This is a genomic window from Micromonospora wenchangensis, from assembly GCF_002210435.1.
In the GTDB taxonomy this organism is placed as follows: domain Bacteria; phylum Actinomycetota; class Actinomycetes; order Mycobacteriales; family Micromonosporaceae; genus Micromonospora; species Micromonospora wenchangensis.
This window is the reverse complement of sequence record NZ_MZMV01000076.1, coordinates 21,495-28,929: the sequence shown is the minus strand read 5'-3', so window position 1 is coordinate 28,929 and position 7,435 is coordinate 21,495. Positions and strand designations below refer to the sequence as shown.

The 7,435-nt window shown below is 73.4% G+C and carries 7 protein-coding genes; 5 read left to right on the top strand and 2 right to left on the bottom strand.

Going from position 1 to position 7,435, the window contains the following annotated elements; translation table 11 throughout:
- Positions 1-21 precede the first annotated feature (21 nt).
- Positions 22-2,568: an aminopeptidase N gene (gene pepN, locus B5D80_RS29065; protein WP_088647126.1), complete on the bottom strand. Its 2,547-nt coding sequence runs from the start codon at positions 2,566-2,568 to the stop codon at positions 22-24.
- 223 nt (positions 2,569-2,791) lie between these two features.
- Here pepN and B5D80_RS29060 point away from each other — a divergent pair, with 223 nt between their 5' ends.
- The 3 genes from B5D80_RS29060 (at position 2,792) to B5D80_RS29050 (ending at position 5,290) form a co-directional block, all read left to right on the top strand.
- The gene (locus B5D80_RS29060) at positions 2,792-3,415 is read left to right on the top strand and encodes a mycothiol-dependent nitroreductase Rv2466c family protein (protein WP_088647125.1); all 624 of its coding nucleotides are present in this window, start codon (positions 2,792-2,794) and stop codon (positions 3,413-3,415) included.
- 113 nt (positions 3,416-3,528) lie between these two features.
- On the top strand, positions 3,529-4,731 hold the full coding sequence (locus tag B5D80_RS29055) for a DUF1015 family protein (RefSeq protein WP_088647124.1): 1,203 nt from the start codon (positions 3,529-3,531) through the stop codon (positions 4,729-4,731).
- A 73-nt stretch (positions 4,732-4,804) separates the two neighbouring features.
- Positions 4,805-5,290: a ribose-5-phosphate isomerase gene (locus B5D80_RS29050; RefSeq protein WP_088647123.1), complete on the top strand. Its 486-nt coding sequence runs from the start codon at positions 4,805-4,807 to the stop codon at positions 5,288-5,290.
- 63 nt (positions 5,291-5,353) lie between these two features.
- Here B5D80_RS29050 and B5D80_RS29045 read toward each other — a convergent pair whose 3' ends face one another.
- Complete coding sequence (locus tag B5D80_RS29045; RefSeq protein WP_088647128.1) at positions 5,354-5,683, bottom strand: hypothetical protein; 330 nt, start codon at positions 5,681-5,683, stop codon at positions 5,354-5,356.
- Positions 5,684-5,806: 123 nt separating this feature from the next.
- On the opposite strand from B5D80_RS29045, the gene B5D80_RS29040 reads away from it, so the two are divergent.
- Both B5D80_RS29040 and B5D80_RS29035 read left to right on the top strand, forming a co-directional pair.
- Positions 5,807-6,346: a hypothetical protein gene (locus B5D80_RS29040; protein WP_088647122.1), complete on the top strand. Its 540-nt coding sequence runs from the start codon at positions 5,807-5,809 to the stop codon at positions 6,344-6,346.
- Positions 6,347-6,632: 286 nt separating this feature from the next.
- Complete coding sequence (locus tag B5D80_RS29035; RefSeq protein ID WP_088647121.1) at positions 6,633-7,430, top strand: S1 family peptidase; 798 nt, start codon at positions 6,633-6,635, stop codon at positions 7,428-7,430.
- Positions 7,431-7,435 lie beyond the last annotated feature (5 nt).

The following is a 7,435-nucleotide window of genomic DNA, read 5'->3' as shown; positions in this document are numbered from 1 at the left end:
CCGGGCCGTGCCACCTCGCCGTCAGCCGCTGCGGGCGTCCCGCGCGCGGGCCTTCAGCGCCCGGACCACCCCGTCGCGCCCCTCGGCCACCAGCCGGCGCAGCGACGCCGGGTGGCCGTCGCCGGCCAGCCACGCGTCGGTCGCCGCCACCGTCTCCTCCTCGACCAGGTACGCCGGGTACGCCAACTGCACGAACTCCTGCGCCGGCTCGCTGTCACGCTGCGCCCACACCTGCGCCACCGTGGCGAAGTACCGCTCCCGGTACGGCGCGGTCAGCGCGACCTGCGTCGGGTGGGTCAGGCCCTGCAACAGCGCCCGGTTACGCCAGTTCGGCAGCGCGTCCGGGCCGGTCAGCAGGGACCACACCGTCGCCTTGTTCTCCGCCGTCGGCACCAGCGCGTGCGCGTAGGCGGCCTCCCGCTCGCCGGAGGCCGTCCGGTCGCCGGCCAGCTCCGCCTCGATCTCGGCGGTGCCGGCCGCCCCCTTGGCCACCAGCGACTGCAACACCGTCCACCGCAGCTCGGTGTCGATGGTCAGGCCCGCCGGCACGTCGGTGCCGGCCAGCCACCCGCGCAGCGTCGCCAGGTCCTCGTCGGCGCGGGCCGACGAGGCGTACGCCCGGGCCCAGGCGAGCTGGAAGCCGCTGCCCGGCTCGGCCGCCGCCAGCGTGTCCCGGGCGGTGCGGGACAGCCCGGCCCAGCCGTTCGGCGCCCAGGCCGGGTCGGCGTAGAAGATCAGCGCGGTGCTGGCCTGCCGCAGGGTGGCGGTGACCAGGTTGATGTCGGTCTCGGCGGGCAGCCCGGCCAGCACCAGCGCCACGTAGTCGCGGGCGGACAGCTCGGCGTCGCGGACCATGTCCCAGGCGGCCGTCCAGCACAGCGCCCGCGCCAGCGACGAGTCGAAGCCGGCGATGTGCTGCACCACCGTCGCCATGGACCGCTCGTCGAGCCGCAGCTTGGTGTAGGTCAGGTCGTCGTCGTTGAGCAGCAGCACGTCGGCGGCCGGCCGCCCGTGCAGCACCGACAGCTCGGTCACCTCGCCGGTGACGTCCACCTCGACGCGTTCCCGGCGGACCAGCCGGCCGTCGGTCAGGTCGTACAGGCCGACGCCGATCCGGTGGGTGCGCAGCGTCGGGTGACCGGCCGGCGCCTCCTGCCGGACCAGCACCCGCTCGTAGCCGCCGTCGGCACCGATGGTGACCTCGGGGCGCAGGGTGTTGACCTGGGCGGTCTCCAGCCACTGGGCGGCGAACTTGCGCAGCTCCCGGCCGGAGGCCGTCTCCAGCTCCGACAGCAGGTCGTCGAAGGTGGCGTTGCCCCACGCGTGCTTGCCGAAGTACGCCCGCAGCCCGGCCAGGAACGGCTCCTCACCGACGTACGCCACGAGCTGCTTGAGCACGCTGGCGCCCTTGGCGTACGTGATGCCGTCGAAGTTGACCTCGACCGCCTCCAGGTCCGGCATCTCGCAGTAGACCGGGTGGGTGGAGGAGAGCTGGTCCTGCCGGTAGCCCCAGTTCTTGCGGATCGACAGGAAGGTCGTCCACGCCTCGGAGAACCGGGTGGCGTGGGTGTTGCACCAGTGGCTCGCCCACTCGGCGAACGACTCGTTGAGCCACAGGTCGTTCCACCAGCGCATGGTGACCAGGTCGCCGAACCACATGTGGGCCAGCTCGTGCAGGATCGTGTTGGCCCGCTGCTCGTACTCGAAGTCGGTGACCTGCGAGCGGAACAGGTAGTGCGACTCGGCGTGGGTGACGCAGCCGAAGTTCTCCATCGCGCCGGCGTTGAAGTCGGGCACCCAGAGCTGGTCGTACTTCGGCAGCGGGTACCGCACCCCGAACTGCTCGTGGAAGAAGTCGAAGCCCTGCTTGGTGATCAGGAACAGGTCGTCGGCGTCCAGGTGGGGGGCCATCGAGGCCCGGCAGAAGACGCCCAGGTCGATGCCGTCGTGACTGTCCCGCACCTCGTGGTACGGCCCGGCGCACAGCGCGGTGATGTAGGTGCTCATCCGCGCCGAGGTGGCGAAGTGGACGGTCCTGAGCCCGTCGCCTGCCGGTTCCTCCCGCTCGACGGGCATGTTGGACACCACCCGCCAGTGCGCCGGCACGGTGGCGTGCCAGGTGTAGACGCTCTTCAGGTCGGGCTGGTCGAAGCAGGCGAAGACCTTCTGCGCGTCGGCCGTCTCGAACTGGCTGTAGAGGTACGTCTCGCCGTCGACCGGGTCGACGGTGCGGTGCAGGCCCTGACCGCTGTTGGAGTAGCCGAAGTCGGCGTCCACCACGAGCACGTTCTCGGCGGCCAGCCCGGTCAGCGCCAGGCCCTTCTCGGCCGACCAGCCGGCGAGGTCCACCGGCTCGCCGTTGAGCGTGGCCGCGCGCACCGACTCGGCGGCCGTCTCGATGAAGGTGCCGGCACCGGGTTCGGCACAGCGGAACCTGACCTCGGTCACCGACCGGAACGTGCGGCCCTCGGCCTGCACCGCGGTTGACAGGTCGAGGTTGATGTCGTACCCGGTGACCTCCAGCAGGCGGGCCCGCTCGGTGGCCTCGACCTGGGTCAGGTTGCGCACTCCTGGCACTTTCGTCTCCATCCCACTCTCGCCGCCTTCCGGCTGCGCCAGCCCCTGCCGGCCGCTCGTGGCGGCGACCCGAGCCGAGTCTTCCATGCACCGACCCCGCGGTGGTCGACGTCACGCTCTCATTCCGCTACCGATCGATGCCGTTCGGGGTGAGGATCGACGGGTAACCGCGCCGGGTCCGCCGGCGTGCCTGACGTCACGAAGGGACTCCACCGTGACCGAACGTGTCGCCGTCGACATGTGGTTCGACCCGCTGTGCCCGTGGGCCTGGATCACCTCCCGTTGGCTCCTGGAGGTCGAACAGGTCCGGGATGTGGACATCAGCTACCACGTGATGAGCCTCTCCGTCCTCAACGAGGGCCGGGAGATGCCCGAGCAGTACCTGGAGATGATGAAGCTGGGCTGGGGGCCGGTACGGGTCTGCATCGCCGTGGAGCAGGCGCACGGCGGCGCGACGCTGGCGAAGCTCTACACCGCCATGGGCACCCGCATCCACCTCGGCAAGGAGCCGCTGGGCCGGGAGATGATCACCGCGGCGCTGGCCGACGTCGGGCTGGACCCGTCGTTCGCCGACGCCGCCGACTCCACCGAGTACGACGAGGCGCTGCGGGCCAGCCACGAGGCCGGGATGCGCCCGGTCGGCACCGACGTCGGCACCCCCGTGGTGCACGCACCCGGCCCGGACGGCGAGAAGATCGCCTTCTTCGGCCCGGTCATCACCCCGTCGCCCAAGGGCGAGGCCGCCGGCCGGCTCTGGGACGGCGTGCTGCTGGTCGCCGGCACCCCCGGCTTCTACGAGCTGAAGCGGTCCCGCGAGCTGGGCCCCATCTTCGACTGACCGCCACCCGGCGGGGCCCGGCCGACCGGGCCCCGCCGGGCGACGGTTCATCTGGTGGACCCGGCGCGGGGTCGGCGTCGCGCGGGCCGTCGTCGCCGGTAGCGTCAAGCCCCATGACGGTCGTGCATCCGATCACCCGGGCCTGGATCACCACTGGCGGCACCGGCGCGCAGAACTACGACGAGTTCGCCGACGACGCGGAGATCACCGCGATCATCGAGGCGAACCCGCACAGTGCCCTCGGCATCGAGATGCCCCACCGGGCGCCGGAGAGCCTGGGGAAGTCCTTCTCCGACGCGCTCGGCGACGCGGTGGCCCGGCTCACCGAGGCCAAGGCCGACGGCAGCTACACCCCCGCCGAGCAGGTGGTGGTCCTCTACCGGATCAGCGCGCCGGGGGAGGAGCCGGCGTACGGGCTGTTCGCCATGGTCGACACCGACCAGATCTCCACCAGCGCCGACGAGCCCGGCCTGGTGATCCGCAACGAGGACGTCTTCATCGCCAAGGTGCGGGAGCGGGTCGCCCTGGCCGAGGCGCTGGGTCACCTGCTCTCCCCGGTGCTCCTGCTGCAGACCGGGCGCGGCGACGAGCTGCACGCCGCGCTCGCCACGGCGACCGACGCGGCGGGCGTGCCGGCCGCCACCGACACCGACCAGGCCGGCCGCACCCACGCCATCTGGCTGCTCGGCCCCGGCCCGGAGCAGGACGCGCTGACCGCGCTGGCCGGCGGCGGCGAGCTGGTGGTGGCCGACGGCAACCACCGCAGCCTGGCCGCGCAGACCGGCGGCTTCCCGCGCTTCCTCGCGGTGGTCACCACCCCGGCGTCGGTCGCCATCCAGCCCTACAACCGGCTGGTCAGCGAGCTGCCCTGCACCCCCGACGAGCTGCTCGACCGGCTGCGTGCCGCCGGCGCGCGGATCAGCCCGGTCGACGGCCCGGTCGAGGTCCCGGCGGCCGGCGGCACCGTGCACCTGCGGCTCGCCGGCCAGGGGTACGCGGTGACCCTGCCGCACGACGCTGACGCCGCCCGGCTGGAGAACCTCGACCACGCCCTGGTGGAGCGGCTGCTGCTGCGTGACGCGCTGGGCCTCGACCCGGGCGACAAGCGGATCACCTACGTCGGTGGCGACTACCCGGCGAGCTGGCTCACCGGCGAGGTCGACGCCGGCCGGGCGGAGCTCGCCGTCCTGATCGCCCCGGTGACCGTGGACGACTTCGTCGCGGTGAACCTGGCCCGGGAGAAGATGCCCCGCAAGAGCACCTGGTTCACCCCGAAGGCACGCGGCGGCCTGGTCGTCGCCGAGCTGCCCCGCTGAATCCTGTGACGAATCCGCCCCGGCACGCCGCCCCCACGGCGGGCCGGGGCGCGGCCCTGACAGACTGCCCGGTATGCGCGTCTACCTGGGATCCGATCACGCCGGTTTCGAGTTGAAGGTGCACCTGGCCAATCACCTGGCCAAGCAGGGCTACGAGCTGGTCGACGTGGGCCCGCACGCCTTCGACCCCGACGACGACTACCCGACCTTCTGCCTGCACACCGGCGACCGGGTGGTGGCCGACCCGGGCAGCCTGGGCGTGGTCATCGGCGGCTCCGGCAACGGCGAGCAGATCGCCGCCAACAAGGTCGCCGGTGTCCGGGCGGCGCTGGCCTGGAGCATCGAGACCGCCCAGCTCGGCCGGCAGCACAACGACGCCAACGTGGTGGCCGTCGGTGCCCGCCAGCACACCCTCGACGAGGCCGCCGCCATCGTCGAGGCGTTCCTCACCACCCCGTTCTCCGGCAACGAGCGGCACGCCCGCCGGATCGCCCAGGTGGCCGAGTACGAGCGCACCCGCGAGCTGCCCGAGCTGCCCGCCCCCGCCGACCTGTCCTGACCGCCGCCCGCGCCGGGCTGCTGCCGGCGATCCGTCGACCGGGCCGGTCACCGGCCGGCCCGGTCACCGACCCGAACGGGGCAGGTCCTCCCGGGGCACCCAGTTCCGCCGGATGACCACGAGGCGTTCCTCGGCGTCGGCCAGGTCCTGCTCGGTGGGGCGGGCCGCGTCCCGGGCCCGTAGCGCGGCCCGCACACTGACCTGCGACGAGCCGGAGCCGACCAGCCCGCGTAGGCCCCGCTCGCCGTCCTCGCCGGCCGGGGCCCGCCGGGCCCGTGGCGGTGGGGCCCCGTCGTGCACCTCGGCCGTCGCCGCCGCCAGCGGCTCACCGCCGCCGTCCGTGGGCTCCGGCTGGTGCCGTAGCCGGCGTCGCCGTCGCTCCGCATCCACCATGTCCCGACCGTACCGTCCGGCGACCCCCGTCGGGCCGGGCCGGGCGCGGCAGTTTGTCCGCTCGCTACCCTCGAAGACGGTGGACCGGTCGACGGCCGGCACCGGTCATGGGGAGGAAACAAGATGGCAGACCAGACACAGCCGTGGGCCGAGCGGACCGTCGAGGTGCCGCCCCAGCCCGGTGTCGGGGTGCCGCCGCAGCGGGAACCGTTCCGCCGGGGTGTCGCCTCGGTGGGGCAGTCCCGGGCTCCGCGCACCGAGCCGTTCCCGGTGGTCGACCACGACCAGTCCGGCTGGTCCGAGCCCGCCGCGCCGCGCCGGCCGATGAGCTGGCACGTGGAGCAGTTGCGCCGGGGTGGCGAGTGGAGCGCCGCCGGCGCACTCTTCGCCTTCGTCTGCTGGGGCATCTGGGCCATCTCCGGCCGGGGCGACCTGGGTGCCCCGCTGCTGACCTTCCTGCTCAGCCTGCTGGTGGCGGCCGGCCTGTTCGCGCTGTCCCGGCTGCTCGGCCGGGTGATCCTGGAACGCCAGCTCGGCCGGGTACGCCGCAGCGCCCGGGGCGCGCACCTGGTGACCGGGATCTTCCTGGCCGGGGTGGGCATCGCCTACCTCCAGCAGACCCAGTGGGTGATGGACGCCTGGAACTTCGTCACCGGCAACTGAGCCACCCGCCGTCCGGTACGGCGGGCGGGCCGGGTGGTGACCCGGTCCGCCCGCGTCCGGTCGCGGGGTTGCCCGCGACACCGGTCGACACTCCTCCAGGCCGGGCGCTGGCATACCCCGCCGTCCCGGCTTCATCCCCGCCCGGCCGGGTGATCCCGCGCGCCGCACCGCCGCGCCGCGATCGTATGACCCCAACAGGATGTTGATGCGCGTCAATTTTCCGCTCTAGGCTCCCGCCATCGAACCGGCGCCCCCACCAGGCGCGCCGCCGAGGGTTGGAGGCCCTGTGAACCGTTGGCGCAGTCTCACCGGCCGGATGGCCGCCACGCTGGTGGCGATCACCGCCGGGTCGCTCGTCCTGACCGTCCCGGCCACCGCCGCGCCCACCCCCGACGCGGCCCCGTCGGTCGTCGGCGGCACCCGGGCGGCGCAGGGCGAGTTCCCGTTCATGGTCCGGCTCTCCATGGGCTGCGGCGGGGCGCTCTACAGCCCCCGGCTGGTGCTCACCGCCGCCCACTGCGTGAACCGCACCGGCACGAACACCAGCATCACCGCGACCCTCGGCGCGGTCGACCTCCAGTCGAGCAGCCGCATCCAGGTCAAGTCCAACTACGTCTACCGGGCCCCCGGCTACAACGGCAGCGGCAAGGACTGGGCGCTCATCCGGCTCGCCACCCCCGTCACCTCGCAGGCCACCCTGCCCATCGCCACCACCACCGCCTACGACAACGGCACCTTCACCGTCGCCGGCTGGGGTGCCGCCCGGGAGGGCGGAGCGCAGCAGCGGTACCTGCTCAAGGCCACCGTGCCGTTCGTCAGCGACGCGAGCTGCTCGTCCTCGTACCCCGGCGAGCTGATCCCCGCCGAGGAGATCTGCGCCGGCTACGCCAGCGGCGGCACCGACACCTGCCAGGGTGACTCCGGCGGCCCGATGTTCCGCCGCGACGCCGCCAACGCCTGGATCCAGGTCGGCATCGTGAGCTGGGGCGACGGCTGCGCCCGGCCCAACGCCCCGGGCGTCTACACCCAGGTCAGCACGTTCGCCGCGTCGATCGCCTCGGCTGCCGCCAGCCTCGGCGGCTGACCCAC

Bases quoted from the DNA above. Each gene is read 5' to 3' on its own strand.
- B5D80_RS29045 (WP_088647128.1), bottom strand. From the start codon at position 5,683: ATGGTGGATGCGGAGCGACGGCGACGCCGGCTACGGCACCAGCCGGAG.
- B5D80_RS29055 (WP_088647124.1), top strand. From the start codon at position 3,529: ATGACGGTCGTGCATCCGATCACCCGGGCCTGGATCACCACTGGCGGC.
- B5D80_RS29050 (WP_088647123.1), top strand. From the start codon at position 4,805: ATGCGCGTCTACCTGGGATCCGATCACGCCGGTTTCGAGTTGAAGGTG.
- B5D80_RS29040 (WP_088647122.1), top strand. From the start codon at position 5,807: ATGGCAGACCAGACACAGCCGTGGGCCGAGCGGACCGTCGAGGTGCCG.